The 19,616-nt window shown below is 49.8% G+C and carries 17 protein-coding genes; 9 read left to right on the forward strand and 8 right to left on the reverse strand.

Features of this window, described 5'->3' with window-relative positions:
- Positions 1 to 5 precede the first annotated feature (5 nt).
- The 3 genes from PsAD26_RS06405 to PsAD26_RS06415 are packed head-to-tail and all read right to left on the reverse strand — an operon-like array spanning position 6 to position 4,317.
- Positions 6 to 2,405, reverse strand: coding sequence for a glycoside hydrolase family 31 protein (locus PsAD26_RS06405; RefSeq protein WP_063309740.1), 2,400 nt, complete (start codon positions 2,403 to 2,405; stop codon positions 6 to 8).
- 53 nt (positions 2,406 to 2,458) lie between these two features.
- Positions 2,459 to 3,781, reverse strand: a complete 1,323-nt coding sequence (locus PsAD26_RS06410; protein WP_063309741.1) for a TRAP transporter large permease — start codon at positions 3,779 to 3,781, stop codon at positions 2,459 to 2,461.
- Between the two features lie 11 nt (positions 3,782 to 3,792).
- The gene (locus PsAD26_RS06415) at positions 3,793 to 4,317 is read right to left on the reverse strand and encodes a TRAP transporter small permease (protein ID WP_063309742.1); all 525 of its coding nucleotides are present in this window, start codon (positions 4,315 to 4,317) and stop codon (positions 3,793 to 3,795) included.
- 655 nt (positions 4,318 to 4,972) lie between these two features.
- Here PsAD26_RS06415 and PsAD26_RS06420 point away from each other — a divergent pair.
- The 6 genes from PsAD26_RS06420 to PsAD26_RS06445 all read left to right on the forward strand — a co-directional run bounded on the left by PsAD26_RS06420 (position 4,973) and on the right by PsAD26_RS06445 (position 11,076).
- On the forward strand, positions 4,973 to 6,772 hold the full coding sequence (locus PsAD26_RS06420; protein ID WP_063309743.1) for a glycoside hydrolase family 2: 1,800 nt from the start codon (positions 4,973 to 4,975) through the stop codon (positions 6,770 to 6,772).
- Between the two features lie 13 nt (positions 6,773 to 6,785).
- Positions 6,786 to 7,550 (forward strand): FCD domain-containing protein, encoded by a 765-nt coding sequence (locus PsAD26_RS06425; protein ID WP_063309744.1) that lies wholly within the window; start codon positions 6,786 to 6,788, stop codon positions 7,548 to 7,550.
- 59 nt (positions 7,551 to 7,609) lie between these two features.
- Complete coding sequence (gene uxuA / locus PsAD26_RS06430) at positions 7,610 to 8,794, forward strand: mannonate dehydratase (RefSeq protein WP_063309745.1); 1,185 nt, start codon at positions 7,610 to 7,612, stop codon at positions 8,792 to 8,794.
- 176 nt (positions 8,795 to 8,970) lie between these two features.
- Entirely contained in the window at positions 8,971 to 9,723 is a 753-nt protein-coding gene (locus PsAD26_RS06435; RefSeq protein ID WP_208985543.1) for a metal ABC transporter ATP-binding protein, read from the forward strand.
- On the forward strand, positions 9,716 to 10,531 hold the full coding sequence (locus PsAD26_RS06440; RefSeq protein WP_063309747.1) for an iron chelate uptake ABC transporter family permease subunit: 816 nt from the start codon (positions 9,716 to 9,718) through the stop codon (positions 10,529 to 10,531). The genes PsAD26_RS06435 and PsAD26_RS06440 overlap by 8 nt, the downstream gene beginning before the upstream one ends.
- A gap of 119 nt (positions 10,532 to 10,650) precedes the next feature.
- Positions 10,651 to 11,076 carry a Fur family transcriptional regulator gene (locus PsAD26_RS06445; protein ID WP_057464805.1) on the forward strand — a complete coding sequence of 142 codons (426 nt, stop codon included), beginning with the start codon at positions 10,651 to 10,653 and terminating at the stop codon, positions 11,074 to 11,076.
- Here PsAD26_RS06445 and PsAD26_RS06450 read toward each other — a convergent pair.
- Both PsAD26_RS06450 and PsAD26_RS06455 read right to left on the reverse strand, forming a co-directional pair.
- Positions 11,062 to 11,814: a hypothetical protein gene (locus tag PsAD26_RS06450; protein ID WP_063309748.1), complete on the reverse strand. Its 753-nt coding sequence runs from the start codon at positions 11,812 to 11,814 to the stop codon at positions 11,062 to 11,064. The genes PsAD26_RS06445 and PsAD26_RS06450 overlap by 15 nt on opposite strands.
- A 253-nt stretch (positions 11,815 to 12,067) precedes the next feature.
- Complete coding sequence (locus tag PsAD26_RS06455) at positions 12,068 to 12,874, reverse strand: response regulator transcription factor (RefSeq protein ID WP_057464756.1); 807 nt, start codon at positions 12,872 to 12,874, stop codon at positions 12,068 to 12,070.
- A gap of 97 nt (positions 12,875 to 12,971) precedes the next feature.
- Here PsAD26_RS06455 and PsAD26_RS06460 point away from each other — a divergent pair, with 97 nt between their 5' ends.
- Positions 12,972 to 13,619: a TetR/AcrR family transcriptional regulator gene (locus PsAD26_RS06460; RefSeq protein WP_063309749.1), complete on the forward strand. Its 648-nt coding sequence runs from the start codon at positions 12,972 to 12,974 to the stop codon at positions 13,617 to 13,619.
- A gap of 60 nt (positions 13,620 to 13,679) precedes the next feature.
- On the opposite strand, the gene PsAD26_RS06465 is transcribed toward PsAD26_RS06460, so the two are convergent.
- Together PsAD26_RS06465 and PsAD26_RS06470 are read right to left on the reverse strand one after the other, a co-directional pair.
- Entirely contained in the window at positions 13,680 to 13,961 is a 282-nt protein-coding gene (locus tag PsAD26_RS06465; protein WP_057464754.1) for an SCP2 sterol-binding domain-containing protein, read from the reverse strand.
- A 188-nt stretch (positions 13,962 to 14,149) separates the two neighbouring features.
- A complete protein-coding gene (locus PsAD26_RS06470; protein ID WP_063309750.1) occupies positions 14,150 to 14,509 on the reverse strand; it encodes a cupin domain-containing protein in 360 nt (119 codons plus the stop codon).
- A 150-nt stretch (positions 14,510 to 14,659) separates the two neighbouring features.
- Here PsAD26_RS06470 and PsAD26_RS06475 point away from each other — a divergent pair, with 150 nt between their 5' ends.
- Complete coding sequence (locus tag PsAD26_RS06475) at positions 14,660 to 15,298, forward strand: pseudouridine synthase (protein WP_063309752.1); 639 nt, start codon at positions 14,660 to 14,662, stop codon at positions 15,296 to 15,298.
- Positions 15,299 to 15,831: 533 nt separating this feature from the next.
- The gene (gene adhE, locus PsAD26_RS06480) at positions 15,832 to 18,501 is read left to right on the forward strand and encodes a bifunctional acetaldehyde-CoA/alcohol dehydrogenase (protein ID WP_063301337.1); all 2,670 of its coding nucleotides are present in this window, start codon (positions 15,832 to 15,834) and stop codon (positions 18,499 to 18,501) included.
- Positions 18,502 to 18,594: 93 nt separating this feature from the next.
- Here the strand turns inward: adhE and PsAD26_RS06485 are convergent, their stop codons facing one another.
- Complete coding sequence (locus PsAD26_RS06485) at positions 18,595 to 19,503, reverse strand: DUF6119 family protein (RefSeq protein WP_063309751.1); 909 nt, start codon at positions 19,501 to 19,503, stop codon at positions 18,595 to 18,597.
- Between the last annotated feature and the right edge of the window lie 113 nt (positions 19,504 to 19,616).

The raw sequence follows: 19,616 nt of genomic DNA on the forward strand, positions 1-19,616 counted from the left end.
CCTTATCAAAGCTCATCAAAGGAAAAAATCAGAGTGTCGTCCTTAACCGGCTGCCCGTTCACGACCACAGTCGAGGTGAGGCCATTTGGAGAGCTCCCCTTGATGTGAACAGAGAGCTTCCGTCCATCAGTTCTGAGGGAGCCACTGCGGCATAGAGTTAAGGTCTGCTCATCGGACGTGCTGCAAAGAACGAGATGCAACGTACTGTGTTCGCCTTCTAGCCAATTATGGCTGATGCCATCATCCTCAAATACAGCAAGCTCTCGCTTTCCGGTGCCTTGGAACGGGAAGATCGCTAAGGCTTCAAGATGGCACTCAGTAGTGTTCTTCGCTGTTGGTTTCGCAAGCGGAATGACGGTACCAGCACGGACGAACAGAGGTAGGCGTTCCAAAGGCGCATCAACCACAATGCTCTGCCCGCCCTTGTGATACACACCTGTACCGAACTCGTACCAGCCATCGCCATTATCTGGCAGATAAACCTCACGTGTTGTCGCACCTTGCTCAATCACAGAAGCTACCAGTAGGTCCTTGCCAAGCAGATAGTCATCCGTTTCCGCAAAGGTACGTTCATCGCTCTCATGGTCAAGGAACGTTGGGCGTAAAAGCGGCTCATCCATCACATGCATGTCGTGCAGCATGGTATAGAAGTAGGGCATGAGATGCTGGCGCAGCTGAATGGCATTGTGGATGAGGGACGTCACCTCTGGATACATCCAGGCTTCATTGACTGTTGCATCATCATTCCACGAATGGATTGTGAAACGCGGATGCATGACACCATTTTGAACCCATCGAACAAACAACTCAGGATCAGGACGAGCGCCTGAGAAGCCACCCACATCGTGGCCAACATTGTAGATACCTGACATCGACAGGCCGAGACCCATCTTGATGTTGTATTTCAGATTGTTCCAGCCAGTTCGGTTATCGCCAGTCCACGTCTGCACATAGCGTTGTAAGCCGGGGCAGCCACTGCGAGAGATAAGATGAGGGCGTTCGTCTGGCGCATACTCCACCTGTGCTTCATAAGAGGCACGCATCATCAGGAAAGAATGAAGTGGACGAATGAGCCCGACGTCAATCTCTTCACCAAACCCCTGACAGCGAGCAGAGAAATCCCAGATCTCATACTCGTTATTATCGTTCCAGGTGGAACCGATACCACGCTCAAGCAGCTGCTCGGTGACGTTGGCTTTCCACCAGCTCACAGTATCTGGATTGGTGAAGTCGAGGTGAGAACCTTCATCATCCCAGAACAGAGACCGTTCTGGCTGATCAGCCTCACTGTCTTGAATGAACAGGCCTTTCGCTGCCACATCACCATACATAGGATGGTCCTGTAGTAGACATGGCTTGATGTTCGCAGCGAGATGAACGCCAGCATCCAGAAACTTTGAGGTCATGGCCTTTGGATCAGGACATTTCTCATAGTTCCAGTTGAACACATAGCGCTTGGAGCCAATTGATGTGTAACCGGAGGAGAGCTGGAAACTGTCGCAAGGAATGGCGTGCTCTTTGATCAGATCAACAAAGCCTTCCAGCTGTTCCTGGGCATTCTCCGCATCGGTGTAATACATGGTCGAGCCGGAATACCCGAGGCTCCACTTCGGCGGAAAGATATGTTTGCCAGTCAGCCAAACCTGCGTCTTGGTCACCTCCAATAGGGAAGGGCCAAGCATAAAGTAATAGTCCAGATCTCCGTCTTCAGCACGGTATGATCTGTAAGGCTGATGATAATTGTCGATCTCATTGCCAAGATCAAACCAGCAGCTCACCAGGTTATCGTAGAACACGCCATAAGAGACACCAGAACCCGTGCGTGTCAGCGTAAACGGCAGATGTTTGTAAAGAGGGTCGGTGGTCTCTGCATCATACCCCATCGCATCCAGATTACGCATTTCATAGCGGCGACCATTGCGCAGCAGATTGCCAGCCTTTTCACCAAGACCATAAATCCGGTCATCTGCAGGTTGGCTGAAGAAATGCGAGTTCTTGTGGTCTTTGACGCCTAGCATATAAGCGCCTGTGGACCGTTCGCTGGCGATAACCTGGTAAGACCCGTCTTCGCATTTTGTCTCCCAGATTATCTGAAGCGGCGTTTTCACGCAGACGCGCAAAGCCCGCGTCTCCAGTGTAAGTGTGTCCTCTGCAAGCTCCTGCTTAAACTCTGGCAGCGAGAAACCTTCGACAGAAAGACGAGACCGACCTTCAAACGGCACTGGCGTTTCTGCCGGAGTTACGGACCACGTCCGTCCTTGTCGGAACTCACCATTCTTGCGCAAAAGAACCCGAACAAGCTTGTCTTCAAGAACGAACAGAGAAAGCAGATGCTTGTTATCTACAAGCAGGTCAACCCGGTTCTGTTCGGTCTCGATGTAGGACCACTTACTTAGCGTTTTCATTATGCTTCAACCAGTTTTGTTGGGTATTGTTATGGTTGCAAAGTGTCTGTCTGTTATCCGCCGTAACCAAGAATGACCCGCGGCAGGAACAGGCTGATTTCTGGAATGAAAGTCACCAGCATCAGGATGGAAATCACCGCTACATAGAACGGTAGCATTGGCTTGATCAGATCCTGAATGGCAACCTTGCCCACAGAGCAGCTGATGAACAACGCGCTGCCCACTGGCGGTGTGATGATGCCGATGCACAGGTTGTAGGTCATCATGATACCGAAGTGCACAGGGTCCATTCCAAGCTCAGTCGCAACAGGCAGGAAGATCGGTGTGAATATCAGCAGCGCAGGGGTCATGTCCATAAAGGTGCCGATTACCAGCAGGCAGATGTTGATCACCAACATGATGATGAATGGGTTCTCAGAGACATTCGCCAGAGCTTCACCAATTGCGTACGGAATGTCAGAGAAGGTCATGGCCCAGGACATGCCGATAGAGCACCCGATCAGCAGCAACACGATGGAGCTAGTAATAGCACTTTCAAGTATGATGGTTGGCAGGTCGGTGACTTTAACTTCCCGGTAAATACCAACTGCGAGCAGCAGAGTATAAACAACAGCAACAGCAGAGGCTTCGGTCGCAGTAAAGACGCCGCCAATAATACCGCCCATGATGATGAAGATGAGCAACAATGGCAGGAAGGCATCCGCTATCTTGAAGAGGATCTCTTTGAAACTCGGTAGCGGGATCAGTGGGTAGCCACGTTTCGCTGCAACGATACCAGCAACCCCCATAACACCAAGTCCCATCAGAATGCCTGGCAAATACCCTGCAACGAATAGCGTTGCCACGGATGTGCCACCAGAGATCAGAGAGTAAACGATCAGGGTAGAGGAGGGAGGGATCAGCATGCCAGTTGGGCAAGAGGCAGCATTCACTGCAGCAGAAAAGGCAGGGTCATAACCTTCTTTGCGCTGTAACGGAGACATGATGCCGCCGATTGCAGCGGCAGAGGCCACAGCAGAGCCGGAAATGGAGCCAAACAGCATGTTCGCCAGCACATTGACGTGTGCCAGAGCCCCCGGCAAGCGCCCCCCGACGATCTTAGCCAGCTCAATCAAACGGCGTGCGATACCGCCAGAGTTCATGATGTTGCCAGCCAGAATGAAGAACGGGATCGCCAACAGCGTAAAGCTGTCCAAACCACTGGCCATCTTCTGCGAAACAACAAAAAGAGCCTGATCAAACGAGATCAGGAAGGTGATTGTCGCGGTGGCAGCCAATCCGATGGCAAAGGAAATCGGCACACCAAGCGTGACAAGAATGCCAAACACGCCAAACAGAATAAGACCGCTTTGAAGCTCACTACTTAAAAATTCCATCAGACTTACTCTTATTTAGCAGCAGGATCAGCAGCGTCAGGTATCTGGTCGTTTGGACCTGTACCTGTGCCATTGATGAGACCAATAAAGAACTCAACGCAGTAGAACAGCATGATGCCGCCAGAGAACGGAATAGCTGCGTAGATGTAGCCCATTGGGACGCGAAGAGCGGGCGAGACCTGCCCATTGGCGAGTGTCTTCAGGACCAACTGTCCGCCGCCGTAAAGCATGACAACACCTGAGAAGAAGGCGATCGCCAGAATGATGAAGTAATCTGAGAATAATTTCCGTTTGCCGACCAGAGAGCCGGTTAAAAGGTCAATTGCCAGGTGTCTTCGCATTCCAAGCGTATAGGCCGCACCAATCAGGCCGATCCACATAAACATGAAACGAGCAAGTTCATCGGTCACGGTACTTGGCGTGCCAAGAACGTATCTCGAAAAAACCTGCCAAACCACACACACCACGAGCACGACAAAAACCGACACCGTGACGGCCTTGAGGATCGTGTTAACTATTTTGGTCAGCGCTTGCATTTTAATTCCCTAATCCAGGTGAAGGCGCGGGCTTAGTATGCAGAAAGAATCTACAGTGGGCGACCAATTTCTCCTGAGGGGTTGCTCAAGAGACCTTGAATTCGTGAGAGGGTTTCAATTGGAGATCTGCAGATCTACGGATACCCAATGAATCTTATTAAATTACCTCTCTCCTAATTAATTGCTGATTTTTGATTATTGGTCAACCAATATGATAAAATGGTTTGACAATGTCGCAGTTTTGTACAAATGTGACATATGTGGAGAGAGGTTTGGTTGATCTCCTTTCTCCACATTTCAAAGTTACCAGTGGAAATGCTCTGACCTCTTGTTTTTAAAAGAAGATGTGGAGGCGGGCGAGGTGCAAACCAGCGGTAGTATGTTGAAAGATGTATTCAGAGGCGAAGGAAAGGGGATAAAACTCTCAATAAGCTATTTAAACTATTTATAACAGTAGCTTGAGAGTTTGGGTTGTTGGTTTGATACATACGTTGTGGAATGACGGCGCTCTTTGAGTGTAGAGAAGTTCCGGTGTGACGGTTTTCAACTCAATGACGTAATCACCTTGTTTGTTCAGATACACCTAAATAGGTCGACCAACTCGGACTGAGGTCCCAACAACGACGAAACCAATATTGGTCAACGAGGATCAGTGATGCTTGAGCGGATGGAAGGTGCCGATAATGGCCTGGCTTGCTTGCATGATGAGGATTATGACGTCCCTTTCAATAAGCAGAATCTGAACAGCAGCACGCTGATTTTCACAGGTGGCCGTAAAGCTGAGTCGCTAAACGGAGAGTGGAACTTCTGCGTTGACCTGCTGGATACCGGCCTGCGCCAAAAATGGTTCTCTTTCACGCCAGAAGCACCAGAAGATAAGATTGAGCCCTACGATTACGATCCTTATGCAGGCGAAACCGTTCCAGTTCCTTCGTGCTGGTCCATGCTTAAGGACAAATGGTACTTCTTTGAAGGCAGCGCGTGGTATACCCGCCCGCTAGATCTGGAAGAACTGCCGGAAGACGGGCGCTTGTTCCTAAGAGTTGGAGCAGCGCAGTACGATTGTAAGGTATTTTTGAATGGGGAGTTTCTCGGCAACCACTACGGCGGGTCCACTCCCTTCAATGTCGAGCTAACCGATCACGCAAAACCGAGACGCAACTGGTTGATGCTGTGCGTGAACAACACCCGCACCCTCGACCGCGTGCCAATGCGCAACACAGACTGGTTCAATTACGGTGGCATCTATCGGGATGTTGAACTCTATAGAACCCCGAAAACATTCATTTCAGATTTCTTCGCCTACCTAGTCCCCGACAGCTCCTACGATAAAATCGCAGTTGAGCTGCAAGTCAGCGGTCCAGGCAGGGCATCCGTAACAGTCGAGTTCAAAGAACTGGGCATCAAGACTGAGGTTTCCGTCGATGAAGACGGCTTCGGAAAACTGGTCATCCCAGCTAAGCCAGAACTGTGGTCACCAGAGCACCCACGCCTCTATCAGGTAACAGCCTCAGTCGGAGAAGATCGTGTTGAAGACATGATCGGGTTTCGCCAGATAGAGCAAGTAGGAACGGACGTTCTGCTCAATGGCAAACCAATCTTTTTCAGAGGCATCTCCGTGCATGAGGATGACGAGTTCACCGGCAAAGTCCTACGTGATGAAGATCTGGAGCAACGGTTCCAACACGCCAAGGAGCTGAACTGCAACTTCATGCGGTTCGCCCACTACCCGCATGATGAGCGCGCCGCCAAAATGGCCGATCGTGAAGGTCTTCTTCTTTGGGAAGAGATACCGGTTTACTGGGCAATCGACTTCAAGAACCCGGATACTCTCAAAGATGCTCGCAACCAGCTTCAAGAGCTGATCAAACGTGATCGAAATAGAGCATCTGTCGTCATCTGGTCTGTTGGCAATGAGAACCCGGACACTGACGAGCGCCTTTCGTTCATGAAGCAACTGGTCGATACCGCAAGAGACATGGACCCAACACGCTTGACCTCGGCTGCCTGTCTCGTAAACCATGCCAAGAACCGGATTGAAGATCGCCTGATCCAATACATCAATGTGATCGGCATCAATGAGTATTACGGCTGGTATGAGGAGAACTTCGAAGACCTGATCGATTTCCTGGACAACTCTGAGCCGGGCAAACCTGTGGTCATCTCTGAAACTGGTGCTGATGGTTACATCGGTGAGGGGAAACTGGAAAAGGGCTTCTTTAGTGAAAGCTACATGGCTGAGGTCTACCGCAAGCAAATTGCAACCTTGCGCCAGCGAGAATTCGTGAAGGGCATCTCACCTTGGATTCTCTATGATTTCCGTGTCGAACGTCGACAGAATATGTTCCAGCAAGGCTGGAACCGCAAAGGCTTGATTGCCTCAGACAAGAAAACCAAGAAAACAGCCTTCAAACTTCTTGCAGATTTTTATGCAGAGCTGAAAGCGAAAAACTGATCTGGATTGCACCATGACATTAGACTCGAACAGAAGACGTTATCAGGATGTGGCAGAAGAACTGGTTCGCGATTTGGCGAACGGTGCATTTGCCATTGGTGACAAGCTCCCCACAGAGCGCAAGATTTCTGAAGATCTGGGCGTCAGTCGGTCATTGGTAAGAGACGCGATGATCATGCTGGAAGTGCAGGGCCTCGTTGATGTGCGCAAAGGCTCGGGTACTTATGTTCTTCGTCTCCCGGGTGATGTGACACCAGACAGTTCATTGGAACAGGACATTGGCCCGTTTGAGCTGCTGCAGGCACGCCAGCTTCTGGAAAGTAACATCGCAGCATTTGCCGCAACAATGGCAACAAAAGCTGACGTGATGCAGATGCGCGAGACGCTGGCAAAGGAGCGGGTTGAGATCGAATCCGGTTCTGGAAGCCATAAGGCTGATGAGGAGTTCCATCGACTGGTTGCGCAGGCGAGCCAGAACTCCGTGTTGACCGAATCTGTTGAGCACCTTTGGACATTGCGCAAGCGTTCCCGAATGTGGGAGCAACTGCACCAGCGCATTTTCGACCAAGGCTATCAAATCAAGTGGTTGGATGATCACCAGGCAATCCTAACTGCGCTGCAATGCCGGGACCCACAAATGGCGCGACAAGCCATGTGGCAGCATCTGGAGAATGTGCGGATGACATTGCTGGAACTCTCCGATGTCGATGACCCTGCATTTGATGCGTACCTGTTTGATACGGATCCGCTGGCTGCGGTGAACGATCTCAAAAAATAACCGAAGTGAAATGTTAAACCGGGCCTTGGCCCCAAAATTTGAAAAGCAAAGAGCTAAACATGGAACAGACTTGGCGCTGGTATGGCCCACATGATCCGGTCACCCTCAAAGATGTTCGGCAGGCAGGGGCAACGGGCATTGTCACTGCTCTCCACCACATCCCGAATGGCGAAGTGTGGCCAGTTGAAGAAATTCAAAAGCGCAAAGATGAGATCGAAGCTGCCGGTCTCGTCTGGTCTGTTGTCGAAAGTGTTCCGGTACATGAACATATAAAAACGCGCACTGGGGATTTCGAAAAGTATATCGAGACCTATAAGCAGTCCATCCGCAATCTGGTGGCCTGTGGCATCACCAAGATTTGCTACAACTTCATGCCTGTACTGGACTGGACACGAACAGATCTGACCTACGAACTGGAAACCGGCGCGACCTGTCTTCGCTTTGACGCAGATGTCTTCACAGCCTTCGATATCTTCATTCTTGAGCGCCCGAGCGCTAAAGACGAATACTCAGCAGAAGAAGTTGCACGCGCAACTGCTGTCTTTGAGGGGATGTCTCAGGAAGACAAAGATGGATTGGTCAAAACGATCCTTGCAGGACTTCCAGGCTCAGAAGAATCCTACACAGTTGCAGACATTCGCGCCCACCTGGAACGCTACAACGGCATGGATGCCGATAAACTGCGAGAGCATCTGGCGTTGTTCCTCAAAGAGGTCATTCCAGTGTGTGTAGAAACCGGTGCACTTATGGCAATCCACCCGGATGATCCTCCACGTCCTCTTTTGGGCTTGCCGCGGGTTTGCTCCACTGAATCTGATTACGAATATATTTCGAAGGCAGTCGATGTACCTGAGAACGGCTTTACATTCTGCACTGGCTCTCTGGGTGTTCGGCCTGATAATGATCTTGTAGGCATTGTAGAGCGATACGCGCAGCGTATTCATTTCGTCCATCTGCGGGCGACCAAACGTGAAGACAATCCGCTGTCCTTCCACGAAGCAGATCATCTGACCGGCGACGTTGATATGGTTGGTGTGATCTCAGCTTTGGTGAATGAAGAAGAGCGCAGAAAAGCAGCGGGTTCTGATGATCTAATCCCGTTCCGGCCAGATCACGGCCATGCCATGCTCTCAGACCTGCAAATGAAATCTGCACCGGGTTATCCGGCGGTAGGTCGTCTGCGCGGCCTTGCAGAGTTGCGCGGTGTTGAAACGGCTGTCCGGGCAATGCGCGAACCTGCATAAGCGAAACTCAGAAAATCAAGCATCAAATAGCCGGGGCATTGCTCCGGCTTTTTTGCACTCACTGTGAAATCAACGAATATTTTATTTGTGTAATATTATTACATAACATATAAAAGCCATCCCCTTCGTGGTGCTGCCCACGGTGAGTTGAGGTGCCTATTGTGCAATTGATTGAGATGGATGGAGTTGGGATCAAACGACAAGGTCGTTGGTTGATCCAGAATGTGACTCTGAGTGTGAAAGCTGGTGAGATCGTCACGCTCATCGGGCCGAATGGCGCTGGTAAAAGCACGACTGCAAAAACCGCATTGGGCGTGTTGAAAGCAGATGCCGGAAAGATCAAACGCAAACCCAACCTCAAAGTTGGCTACGTTCCTCAAAAGCTTGCCGTGGATTGGACAATGCCACTGACCGTCCGCCGCTTGATGAGCCTGACCGCCAGACCCTCGAAGATAGAGATTGATAGAGTGCTGGAGAAAACCGGTATCTCCCATCTCATCGATTCCAATGTGCAGCAACTTTCGGGTGGTGAATATCAAAGAGCTCTGTTGGCAAGAGCAATCCTGCGCAGCCCAGACCTCCTCGTTCTGGATGAGCCAGTGCAGGGTGTCGACTATTCTGGCGAAATCGCTCTTTACAATCTGATCCTCAAAATTCGCGAGGAATTGAACTGCGGTATCCTGCTCATTTCACACGACCTGCATGTGGTGATGGCGCAAACAGATACGGTGGTCTGCCTCAACGGCCATGTGTGCTGCAGCGGTGCACCAGAACATGTGGCAGCCTCGGATGCCTACAAGCAGCTCTTCGGAGATGCGGCGTCACAGTCTCTTGCGATCTACCACCACCATCACGACCACAGCCACAAGGCCGACGGGACAATCGTTCCTTCCAAAGGGGATTCTGGAGACTGCTGCAATCATGGATGATTTTATTCTAAGAGCTATGTTGGCCGGGATTGGACTTGCTCTCGTCAGTGGACCACTCGGCTGTTTCGTTGTCTGGCGTCGGATGGCCTATTTCGGGGATACCATGTCCCACTCAGCGCTCCTCGGCGTTGCACTTGCCTTCCTGTTGAACATCAATCTCATGGTTGGCGTGCTGGGTGTGACAGTGACGGTTTCCTTGTGCCTGCTCATCTTGCAAAAACGCGGCTCACTTTCAACCGATGCTTTGCTAGGGCTGCTCTCGCACTCTGCCCTTGCGCTCGGCATGGTCCTGATTGCCTTCATGAGCTCTGTGCGCTTCGATCTTCTCTCATTGCTGTTTGGCGATATCCTCGCTGTCGGCAATGAAGACGTCATTGCAATTTACGTTTGTGCCGCAGTCATTCTCGGTTTGATGTACTTTCTCTGGCGCCCATTGCTGGCGTCCACGGTCAATCGGGAACTGGCGGAAGCTGAAGGTTTTAATCCAGACCTGACACAGCTCGTCTTTATGGTCATGATGGCAGCAATCATCGCCATTGCCATGAAGATTGTCGGTGTTTTGCTGATCACAGCGCTTCTGATTATCCCAGCAGCGACAGCGCGCTGGTTTGCCAGAACACCGGAGCAAATGGCCGTTGCTTCGTCTATCATCGGTGTGGCGAGTGTTATCCTTGGTCTGGAAGGCTCATTGCAGTTTGACAGCGCATCCGGTCCATCCATCGTTGTGGCCAGCCTGTGCTTATTTTTGCTTTCATTGTTTGCATCCCGGCTGATAAACAGAGTATTGGGAAAGGAGCGAGGGCAGTAGAGCGTATTCCCCAAAAGTGGTTCCGGTTTTTGGATAAGAAGACGCTTGAGAACAAAGTGTTCTGGCTTGATGCGTGAATGCATAGGAACGCAACAAGCTTTGGAGTGAAAGAAGTGGCAATGGCAACTGCAGAAGTGAAGCTCACTAAAAATCAGCGTCTGGTTCTGGATTTGCTGTGCGCTTCAGATGCACCTATGAGCGCGTACTCCATTTTGGATCAACTTCGCTCTGAGGGACTTCGCGCACCATTGCAGGTCTACCGTGCTCTGGACAAGCTCATCGGGCTGGGCCTGATCCATCGTCTCGAAAGTATGAACGCTTTTGTCGCGTGTGCACATCCCTCATGTCATTCTGTAGAGATGGTTGGCTTTGCGATTTGTGAAGCTTGTGGCAAAGCACTGGAATTTGCTGACAATGATGTCGCGGAAATTCTGAGCGGTTGGGCAAGCGCGAATGGTTTTGATGCCAAATCAACCTCCATCGAGATTAAAGGCACCTGTGCATCCTGCCAAGAAAAGTTGGAAAGCTCCTCAGGAGCTGAGTGAGAACCTGCGCCGTAGATCAAAGAGGCTGGGTACATCACTCTCTGTGTGGTGCAGTTCTGAAGGTTCGATCAGTTCTCGCGAAATCCAGTTTGTCGTGTAAAGCAAAGGTTTCTTCTGTTGGCGCGACGTTGGCTGGCCGCCAAACCCGCTGCCATCGACAAGAATAAGATCACTTGGAAGTTTTCGCCGAAGTTCAGAGAGGCTGGAAAACAGCAGGGATCGGTTCTTACTACACACCTGTAATCCAGTAGCTCGTTCTGCAAGTCTTGCAAGGATATCCGGGAAGGAACGAGTACGTTCACTCACCACGTACCTCAGAAAGATGCCGGGTGAGTAATCCCCAAACAGACTTTCAATGTCGTCCTCCGGATGCACTTCGCTCCAATTGCGAAACGGAACATACAGCGCATTTTCGTTGTTATAGAAGGCTTCATGGCTAACTGTGTTGAAGTGGCCTTGATGTTTGGACGAAAACACAAGGTTCAACTGGTTCTGCTCAGGCGCGGCAGCTTCGTCTATAATGCGGAGCCCACCATTATAAAGCGGATCTCCATAGGCAAGCACAAGTGCTCCAGAAATACGTTGAAACGTCTGGTCAAACTCTCTGTCCGGTGAGGGACCGATGCTTAAGAGCAAATCAGAAGCAACAAGGGTGCGCGTGGGGATCGGACATATACCGCCATGATCGCTCCAAATGACCTCAAGGTCGCTCAAACTGGCAAAATCGCTTGGCTGCACAGTTTTCTAGTCCTCTGAAAGATTGAAGCCGGGCCTTGGGAGCCTACAAAATCAATAATGAGGAAAAGTTGACGCAGCGGCAAGTGCGTGTAAGGCGCAAATAGTCAAACTGGAAAAACAAATTGCTTGCTGTGGCAAGAGCGCTACAGCAACGCCACCTGTTGGACTGGTCGTTGCTGTAACACCCGTAAAAGGAAGGAGAATAAACTGCGGCGAGGGAGCGGTAATCTCGCCACAGGTGTGTCAGTTCCGTTTAAGGAGCTGCAACATACGTTGGCTGCAATGTGGAGGATGGTGTCACACCAGCACCCGCGCCTGAGATTTTGTAGCCATTGGCTCCGCGGCGTGCATTGGTCTTGGCACGCGCCGCTTTGCGGTTGCCGCCACGATAATCCACGTTGATGCCCAACTCATTGATCATTGCGACCAGCTGAGAGCGGGAATAGAAGCCCAGGGTGCTCAGCAGTGCAGAAACATGATGCTTCACAGTCGCTTCGGAAATTCCGAGCTCATGAGCGATCTGTTTGTTCAACTTACCTTCTTTCAAGTAAGTCAAAATGGTTGCCTGACGGCGTGTCAGATTGGCCAGACCTTCATAAAAGTCGATACCAAACGCGTTCTGTGCATCTTCGGATTCTGTGGTCACCTCAACAGTGCCGCCGGTCAAAATCGCTTTGAAGACAGAAAAATCAGCAGTCTTTGGAACAGCTGCACTTGCACCACGGGCAATGAAGTAATCTGCAAGGCCCGGATTGTCTTGCTCAAGCAGCATGACAAGGCTGGAAATCTCATAGGTCTCCAGCAGTGCGGATGCCGTGCCGAGTCCTGGTGCCCCCTTCATACGAGGGTTCACAAGTACCACTGCGGAAGGGTGAAGTTCTACCCAAGTCTGCAACTCGGAAAAGCTTTTTGTCACAAGTACATTCACGCCATGACACTCATTGGAGTAGATACTCGCAAGTGCTCTGGAAAATGCCGGATGTGGATCACCAATAATAACAGTGTGCATGGAAACCTTCTCCCTTAGGGTTCCAACAGTGGACTGACGCTCCCGATACATAATTTCTCCTCCCTAAACTATGCACTACGTGTTTCGTCTTATCTCTTGAAAAAAATACATGCATATGGTTTTTTTACAAGCGTTGATGTGAGGCTCCATGGAAAATAATTTTCAAGATACCGGCGAAACGCGAAAATCTACTCAGGCAGAGAAGAGTGACCGCATGCGTAAGGAGATCCTCCTTGCGGCTATCAGCTGTTTGCACGAATTTGGCTATCACCGTGCATCTATTAAGAAAATTACCGAAAAGACCAGATTTTCGCAGGGTGCGCTGCAGCATCATTTCCCGACTAAAGAAGATCTGATGGTCTTTGTTCTGGAAAGGTTGCTCGCCAAATCCGTTCGGTTGACTTTGGAGTGGTTGAACGAAATCGGTGAGGATAAAAGCAGAATTTCTGAGCTGACTATCAAATGGTGGACGAATCAGGCGAACTCTCCTGAGTACCTCACCATGGTGGAAATTCTTGTTGCAGCGCGAACAGAAGACTCGCTGCGTCGCCGTATCAAACCTACCTTCGATAACTTCGCAAAAGTGACTGATGATCGAATTCTGGCAATTTTTGATAGTAATAAAATAAGCCAAACAATCGCGCGGACGCTCATCACAGCCTCACGTCAAATGATGACAGGCCTGATCAGTTCGGATGGTTTGTTTATGAAGGAAGAAGATAAGCAGGCTTACATCGAGCACTGGGCGATGTTTTTGCAGCAACTTATCGAGCATAGAATGCAGGAATCTGCGTAGACTTTAGTCTATGTGGCATCCGGGCCGTGGCCCGAATGCACGATCTTTTAGCAGCTGAGATTACATCAGCTGGCTAAGTTTCATTGCAACGCTCATGTCACCATCAATTGTGAACTTGCCCTGCATGAATGCCGCTGTTGGGTCCAGATCGCCAGCAATCAGAGACTGAAGGTCTTCAAAGGTAACGCCGATTGTGCAATCAACGTCTTTGTTGTCGGTGGAGATGGAATTGCCATCAATCACCAAAACACCTTCGTCACCACAGTCAAACTTGATTGAGCTGTCAAAGTCGCTGGATTCTACGCGGCCTTTCAGGTCATTCAAAAGTGCGTCCATGCTCATATTTGTTCCCTCCATCTGTTAAATTACAGTGTTTGAAAAATCCGGGCAGATGCCTAAGGTGTCCTAGGTAGCGCACTACGTATTACGCATCAGGCATCGTGTTAACGTAAGCGTAATTCAGCATGCGTTGAATGTAAAGACACCAGATTCCGCTTATTCGGGATTAGCCCTGCTGCCTTAGTAGGGCGTTATGCCAGCTGATCTGCCAAAGACTTCGTCTTCTCAGTCACAACATCGCCCGTGTGCTTTGTAGCGACAGGTTCGATAAGCACGATCCAGCATTCCTCTTGAGCAACCGGGTTGTGCATTTTACCTTTGGGGACAACATGAAAGTCACCCTCATTTAGGGTAACAGCTTCCTCTTCGTACTCAATAATGACACTGCCTTTTACAACATAGAAGAGCTCATCTTCCTCATCATGCTTGTGCCAGGCGAGATCTCCTTTGACCTTGGCGACCTTAACATACTGGTCGTTCACTTGAGCGACGACCCGAGGAGACCAGTAGTCAGTGATCTTTTCAAATTCAGAATTAAAATTGCCAATCATAGGAACCTCATAAAAACAGGATACTGACGGTTATATGGGGCCGTTGCAGTCTCGTACAACACAGACTGCTCATCCGTTGACGTTTGCTTACAAGCCGTTATAAGCCCCTCCATGAACACTCCGAGCCCATCCTTTATCTACGCTCCGCCCATGGAGCCCTTCCTTGATGTCGTCCATCAGGATGAGCAGCTTCTGGTCCTCAACAAGCCGAGTGGTTTGTTGAGTGTCCCCGGTCGCGCAGAAGAGCATAGGGACTGTCTGGAAAGCCGCACTCAATCCATCTATCCAACAGCAACAACCATCCATCGGTTGGATATGGATACCTCTGGCCTGCTTGTGATGGCCATGAACAAAGACGCGCACCGTCATGTCGGGCTTCAGTTCGAAAAGCGTATGACGCGAAAGACTTATATTGCCCGTGTGTGGGGACATGTCTCTGAGGACCAAGGGGAGGTTGACCTCCCTTTAAGGTGTGACTGGCCCAATCGCCCAAAGCAGATGGTTGATCATGAGCAGGGCCGTTCAGCACTCACGCGCTGGGAAGTTGTCCGCCGTGAGGAAGCGACGACCCTTGTAAAGCTGATGCCAGTCACAGGCCGCTCTCACCAGCTCCGCGTACACATGCTCGCGCTTGGTCATGTCATTGTGGGAGACCGCTTCTACGCAGATGGAGAGGCGCTGATGTTCTCAGAGCGATTGCATCTTCACGCGCAGACGCTTGAGCTGCGTCATCCCATAGGTGGTGAATACAATACCTTTACAGCTTCCTGTCCGTTTTGGGATCTGTAAGTCGCCAATACCTGCCAGACTCATGGGACTTGTAAAAATGAGTCACATTAAATACGGGTAATATCGTATTTTGTGCAGCCAGAGCGCACTATTCACAAGCACTAGGTGAAACTACCGTCAAATTATTGCAGAAAAAGAACTTTCGCACAGTATAAGACAGAGTACTTGTCCTATAAGCAAATCGCTTGCTACCTCTCAGTCATATGCCTACTTTCGTGTGTCATTAAGTTATTGAAATAAAAATGTAATATCACTGACTTCACCAGTGAAAACTGTATGCAATGCTATGCAATAAATGACAAGTTTGGCTTTTATGGTGATTCCAGTCTCTGAAAGCAGCCTTCAGATGGCCAGTTTTATGACATCCTATTCATATATCTCTGATTTTTGACTTAAGTCATGCGCCTAAAGTACAATGTGACCCAATAATATCTGTGTCGAACAGAAGAGCGGTTTCCTCCCTAGAGCTGTTTTGTGACAACTACGGATAGTCTGTCACGTTTCTGCTTCGGATCTTGCCTACGGAGAAGAGAATGCCTGTCACTAATCGCGAAGAATTAGACGCCCTGGTTGCTCGGGTTAAGAAAGCGCAACGGACTTACGCTACATACACACAAGAGCAGGTAGATAAGATTTTCCGTGCGGCGGCTTTGGCTGCTGCGGATGCTCGCATCCCACTCTCCCGTATGGCGGTTGAAGAAACCGGTATGGGCGTCATGGAAGACAAGGTTATCAAAAACCAGTTTGCTTCCGAATACATCTACAACAAATACAAGGATGAAAAGACCTGCGGTATCCTCGATGAAGATGACACCTTTGGTACCATCACCATTGCAGAACCAACAGGCATCATCTGCGGCATTGTCCCAACCACAAACCCGACCTCTACTGCGATCTTTAAAGCACTGATCTCTTTGAAGACCCGCAACGGTATCATCTTCAGCCCGCACCCTCGTGCAAAGCTGGCAACCAATGAAGCTGCTCGCATTGTTCTGGATGCAGCAATCAAAGCTGGTGCGCCAAAAGACATCATCGGCTGGATTGACGTTCCAACAGTGGAACTCTCCAACGCATTGATGACACACGATGAGATCAACCTGATCCTCGCAACCGGCGGTCCGGGCATGGTGAAGGCAGCTTACTCTTCCGGTAAACCAGCCATCGGCGTGGGCGCTGGTAACACCCCGGTTGTGGTGGATGAGTTTGCAGACGTGAAGCGCCTTGTTGCTTCTGTCCTCATGTCCAAGACATTCGATAACGGCGTGATCTGCGCATCTGAGCAGTCTGTCATTGTTGTCGAGGAAATCTACGAGCAGGTTAAAGAGCGCTTCTCCAGTCACCAGGGCTACGTGCTGAAAGGCAAAGAACTTCAGGCTGTTAAAGATGTACTGCTGAAAAATGGCGGTCTCAACGCAGCTATCGTAGGTCAGCCAGCACCAAAAATTGCTGAAATGGCAGGCGTAAAGGTTCCTGCTGGCACCAAGATCCTGATCGGTGAAGTCACCGAAGCCAGTGAAGCCGAAGCCTTCGCACACGAAAAGCTGTCTCCAACGCTTGCTATGTACAAGGCAAAAAGTTTTGAAGACGCATGTGACACCGCTGAAAAGCTCGTCACCATGGGTGGCATCGGTCACACCTCAGTGTTCTATACAGATCAGGACCGTTGCGCAGACCGCGTGAAAGAATTTGGCCGTCGGATGAAGACTGCCCGTATTCTCATCAACTCTCCTGCATCCCACGGCGGCATTGGTGACCTTTACAACTTCTCCCTCGCGCCAAGCCTCACACTGGGCTGCGGCTCTTGGGGTGGTAACTCCATCAGTGAGAACGTAGGTCCAAAGCACCTGATCAACAAAAAGACCGTTGCGAAGCGAGCTGAAAACATGCTGTGGCACAAACTGCCTGAATCCATTTACTTCCGTCGCGGCTGTCTGCCAATCGCTCTGGGTGATCTGGAAGGTAAAAAGCGCGCACTGATCGTAACCGATGGGTTCTTGTTCAAGAATGGCTACGCTGATGAGACTGTTCGTGTTCTCAAAGGCCTGGGCATGGAAACAGATGTCTTCTACGAAGTAGAGGCTGATCCGACATTGTCCATCGTGCGTAAAGGTGCTGACCTGTGTAAGGCATTCAAGCCAGATGTGATCGTTGCAATTGGTGGTGGCTCCCCAATGGATGCAGCAAAGATCATGTGGGTCATGTACGAACATCCGGAAGTTGACTTTGCCGACCTGGCATTGCGCTTCATGGACATTCGCAAGCGTATCTATAAGTTCCCTAAAATGGGCGAAAAAGCCAAGATGGTTGCAATCCCAACCACTTCTGGCACCGGTTCTGAAGTAACCCCGTTCGCGGTGGTGACTGATGACGAAACCGGCATGAAGTACCCAATTGCGGATTACGAACTCACACCAAACATGGCAATCGTGGATGCGAACCTTGTCATGAACATGCCGAAGTCTCTGACAGCGTTTGGCGGCATTGATGCCATCACCCACGCAACAGAAGCTTACGTCTCTGTTCTGGCAAACGAGTACTCTGACGGTCAGGCTCTGCAGGCTCTCAAACTCCTCAAAGAGAACCTCGTAGAATCTTACGAAAAGGGTGCTGAATCCCCGAATGCACGTGAGAAAGTGCACAATGGCGCAACCATCGCAGGTATCGCATTTGCGAACTCCTTCCTCGGTGTTTGTCACTCTATCGCACACAAAGTAGGTGCAGCGTTCCACGTACCGCACGGTTTGGCCAATGCCATGCTGATCTCTAACGTGATCCGCTACAACTCAAATGACAACCCAACCAAACAGACCGCATTCTCTCAGTATGCGCGCCCTCAGGCAAAATGCCGGTACGGTGATATTGCTGACCATCTGGGCCTCACAGCAGCTGGAGACAGCCGTGAAGCAAAGGTTGAGAAACTGGTTGCTTGGGTAGAAAGCGTCAAGAAGGCTCTTGAGATCCCAGCAGGCTTCAAAGATCTGGGCATCACTGAAGAGCAGTTCATGGCAAAACTCGACGAAGTCGCAGTGGAAGCATTCGATGACCAGTGCACCGGAGCTAACCCACGGTACCCACTGATCGATGAGATCAAACAGCTCCTTCTCGATGGTTACTACGGTCGCGTCTACGTAGAGGGCCGCGCGGAGGATGTTGTAGATCTTGCGCAGGAAAAAGCGAAAAAAGCCTCTAAAGCGAAAGCTTAAGTCCAACGCCAATCCTGCAAGCTAAACATTGCGGCTCGAAAAAAGACCCCGGGGCACCTGCTCCGGGGTTTTTGCGTTTCAGGGACCAATTTATCAGGCTGATTCTAACTCAGTTAGCTCTACAGTTTTGAGCTCAGGTAGTTTACTGATAAAGCCGAACTCGCACTTATATCCCATGCTCCGTATTGTGGTGGCAGAATCCTTAAAACTCACCTTACTGAAAAATGGGATGTCCCGTTTTTGATTTTCACCAAGGATCAATGCGAATGAAACCGTAAATTGTGATGGATCGAAACTATCTAGGAAACTCAAATCCGTGAGGTCTTCTTCTAAGTATGTGTGGAAATTCGAACGTTCAACATCATCCGTTCTCATAATCTGAGCGCTAAAAGTACCCTGCCTTAAAAGATGGCTGATTTGAGGGGATGCCTTTCCTGGTTTTACATGTACGAAGCGCTTTTGCTCAGAGTCAAAAATGTCGCAAATCTCGTTCCCTGCGCTCTTGATCTTTTTATGTCTAGAACTGGAGTGCCCTAAGTCAAAAAGATGAAAGTGTTCATTAGAAGAGCAAGCAGTATAGTTGTAATCAGATTCTTTGCCATAGTTTGAATTTGCATCGGGTAGATGAATGTCCTTTACTAAATAAGATGCAAAGAAACTTGTGATATCATCATAGAATTTTCCGTCGACTTGATACCACTCTCCATCCGAAAGTACATACTTCTTACTATCTAGGTGAGTTTCCCATGATATACATCTTGACAGAGGCCAGCCATATCTATCATTTCCATCCTCGTCACGAAGAAATACTTTGCATTTCTTTCGTAGTTGGTCCTGATCCATCTGATCGATAAATGTTTTCCCATATTCTTTATAGAGGTCTGATATCTCAGGAAAAGAGTAGACTGTCTTTCTTCTTTTCTTGTCGCCCTTAAATACAAAACCATCAAATGAAAATATATTGCTAACAAGGTCGGGGGTGGAAATGGGTAATCCCCCCATTATTGGAGGAGCTTGGCGGTAGAGTTATGCAGCCAGTTTCAATTTCTTGGCAGGCGTGATGCCGCCGATGGCCATGTTGGGCCGTTGGTTATTGTATGTCCAGAGCCAACTTG

The sequence above is a fragment of the Pseudovibrio sp. Ad26 genome (genome assembly GCF_001623285.1).
Lineage (GTDB): Bacteria > Pseudomonadota > Alphaproteobacteria > Rhizobiales > Stappiaceae > Pseudovibrio > Pseudovibrio ascidiaceicola.

Excerpts from the sequence above, each read along its gene's own strand:
- PsAD26_RS06405 (WP_063309740.1), bottom strand. The coding sequence starts at position 2,405 with ATGAAAACGCTAAGTAAGTGGTCCTACATCGAGACCGAACAGAACCGG.
- PsAD26_RS06410 (WP_063309741.1), bottom strand. The coding sequence starts at position 3,781 with ATGGAATTTTTAAGTAGTGAGCTTCAAAGCGGTCTTATTCTGTTTGGC.
- PsAD26_RS06415 (WP_063309742.1), bottom strand. The coding sequence starts at position 4,317 with ATGCAAGCGCTGACCAAAATAGTTAACACGATCCTCAAGGCCGTCACG.
- PsAD26_RS06420 (WP_063309743.1), top strand. The coding sequence starts at position 4,973 with ATGCTTGAGCGGATGGAAGGTGCCGATAATGGCCTGGCTTGCTTGCAT.
- PsAD26_RS06425 (WP_063309744.1), top strand. The coding sequence starts at position 6,786 with ATGACATTAGACTCGAACAGAAGACGTTATCAGGATGTGGCAGAAGAA.
- uxuA (WP_063309745.1), top strand. The coding sequence starts at position 7,610 with ATGGAACAGACTTGGCGCTGGTATGGCCCACATGATCCGGTCACCCTC.
- PsAD26_RS06435 (WP_208985543.1), top strand. The coding sequence starts at position 8,971 with ATGGATGGAGTTGGGATCAAACGACAAGGTCGTTGGTTGATCCAGAAT.
- PsAD26_RS06440 (WP_063309747.1), top strand. The coding sequence starts at position 9,716 with ATGGATGATTTTATTCTAAGAGCTATGTTGGCCGGGATTGGACTTGCT.
- PsAD26_RS06445 (WP_057464805.1), top strand. The coding sequence starts at position 10,651 with ATGGCAACTGCAGAAGTGAAGCTCACTAAAAATCAGCGTCTGGTTCTG.
- PsAD26_RS06455 (WP_057464756.1), bottom strand. The coding sequence starts at position 12,874 with ATGTATCGGGAGCGTCAGTCCACTGTTGGAACCCTAAGGGAGAAGGTT.
- PsAD26_RS06460 (WP_063309749.1), top strand. The coding sequence starts at position 12,972 with ATGGAAAATAATTTTCAAGATACCGGCGAAACGCGAAAATCTACTCAG.
- PsAD26_RS06465 (WP_057464754.1), bottom strand. The coding sequence starts at position 13,961 with ATGAGCATGGACGCACTTTTGAATGACCTGAAAGGCCGCGTAGAATCC.
- PsAD26_RS06470 (WP_063309750.1), bottom strand. The coding sequence starts at position 14,509 with ATGATTGGCAATTTTAATTCTGAATTTGAAAAGATCACTGACTACTGG.
- PsAD26_RS06475 (WP_063309752.1), top strand. The coding sequence starts at position 14,660 with ATGGAGCCCTTCCTTGATGTCGTCCATCAGGATGAGCAGCTTCTGGTC.
- adhE (WP_063301337.1), top strand. The coding sequence starts at position 15,832 with ATGCCTGTCACTAATCGCGAAGAATTAGACGCCCTGGTTGCTCGGGTT.
- PsAD26_RS06485 (WP_063309751.1), bottom strand. The coding sequence starts at position 19,503 with ATGGGGGGATTACCCATTTCCACCCCCGACCTTGTTAGCAATATATTT.